General features: G+C 59.3%; 3 protein-coding genes. All 3 read right to left on the bottom strand.

Annotated elements, in window-relative coordinates; all coding sequences use genetic code 11:
* A partial coding sequence (phnO, locus tag ACE3OO_RS20220; protein WP_374305913.1) for an aminoalkylphosphonate N-acetyltransferase occupies positions 1-287 on the bottom strand: 287 nt, incomplete at its 3' end.
* Positions 274-831 carry a ribose 1,5-bisphosphokinase gene (gene phnN, locus ACE3OO_RS20215; RefSeq protein ID WP_000147009.1) on the bottom strand — a complete coding sequence of 186 codons (558 nt, stop codon included), beginning with the start codon at positions 829-831 and terminating at the stop codon, positions 274-276. The genes phnN and phnO, both read right to left, overlap by 14 nt.
* Positions 831-1486: alpha-D-ribose 1-methylphosphonate 5-triphosphate diphosphatase (phnM, locus tag ACE3OO_RS20210; protein WP_374305910.1), on the bottom strand; the 656-nt coding region annotated here is incomplete at its 5' end. The genes phnN and phnM, both read right to left, overlap by 1 nt.

Below are 1486 nucleotides of genomic sequence, written 5' to 3'. Positions count from 1 at the left end.
TTACTGCCGACGTTCAGACCGCGCGCCTGCGGCATCACCACCAGTTCCTGAATTTCGCCGATCCAGTTGACATGATGCAGATGAAACTGCAAATGCAGGCCGATCATGCCGACAACCTCGCCATCCAACAGCGCCAGATGGTAGCGCATATTCGGGTCACGCAGGTTGGCGTTAAAGCCCACGCGAAACGCCTGGTGGTCAAACTCCGCTTGTTTTAGCTCACAAATCAGCGCGTAAACCGCGTCGGTGTCGTACTGCGTTGCCGGGCGAAGTTCACAAGCAGGCATGGTGTTTCTCCTTCTGATGAATCAGCGACAGCAGCGTGTCGACCGACTGGCGCAGGCTGCCGTCATTATTGAGTGTATGGCAATCCTGAGGAGTATAGCGGGCGGCGCGCGCCAGCCGGGCGTTAATTTCACTGGCGTTTTCGCGGCCACGGTTTTCCAGGCGCTGGCGCAGGATCTCCGGCGAAACCTGTAAACAGATGGGCAGCAGTGCCGATTGATAACGTGCCCGCGCCTGCGGCAGGTGGGCGCGTGAGCCGTTAACCACGACGTCGAATCCGGCGTGCAGCCAGAGGTCGATCTCAATGCCGACACCGTAATACAAACCATTAGCATGCCAGCTCAAGGCCAACAGATTTTGCCCCGCGCGGGTAAAAAACTCCCGCTCGCTTAAGGCGATATGATTTTCACTTCCGGCGCTGGCATCACGCGTGATGTAGCGATGCGCTACCAGTAGCTGGGTTTGTTCCCGCTGGCGGAGTTCCGCCAGCAGGCTGTCTTTCCCAGAGCCGGACGGACCCATTAACCAAATCAGTTTTCCCGTCATCAGAACACCCTTTTACCCTGACGCCAGACGTGGTCAATATGAATGTGATTGCCCTTGCGATGCGCCAGCACCAGGTCGGCGCGTTTGCCCTCGCCAATCACCCCGCGATCCTGGAGATTCAGTGCCTGGGCCGGGTTTTTGGTCACCAGCCTCACCGCCTGCGGTAGCGTAAAGCGGTTGCTCTGGTCATCGGCCACGCGAAACGCCGCATCCAGCAGGCTGGCGGGGTAGTAGTCGGAAGAGAGGATATCCAGCAGGCCAAGCTGCGCCAGTTCACTGGCCGCCACGTTGCCGGAGTGCGAACCGCCGCGCACGATATTCGGCGCGCCCATCAGTACGTTCATGCCGTGCTTGCGCGAGGCTTCTGCCGCTTCGAATGTGGTAGGAAATTCGGCGATCACGCTGCCAAGCTGATGGGATTGGGCTACGTGGGCGTGCGTGGCGTCATCGTGGCTGGCGAGCGCAATGTGTCGCGCGCGGCACATTGCGGCGATGGATTCGCGATTCGGCTGTGACCAGCGTGCGGCGAGCGCCAGTTGCTCCTCTTCGTACTGTTGCATCTGCGCATCGGTGAGCGAGTATTTGCCCTGATAATATTCACGATATTTTTCGCGGTTGGCGAACTGGCGCTGGCCCGGTGAGTGATCCATCAGCG

The organism is Ferrovibrio sp. (genome assembly GCF_041906005.1).
Lineage (GTDB): Bacteria > Pseudomonadota > Alphaproteobacteria > Ferrovibrionales > Ferrovibrionaceae > Ferrovibrio.
This window is presented reverse-complemented; position numbering and strand designations above follow the sequence as displayed.

Bases quoted from the DNA above. Each gene is read 5' to 3' on its own strand.
- phnN (WP_000147009.1), bottom strand. From the start codon at position 831: ATGACGGGAAAACTGATTTGGTTAATGGGTCCGTCCGGCTCTGGGAAA.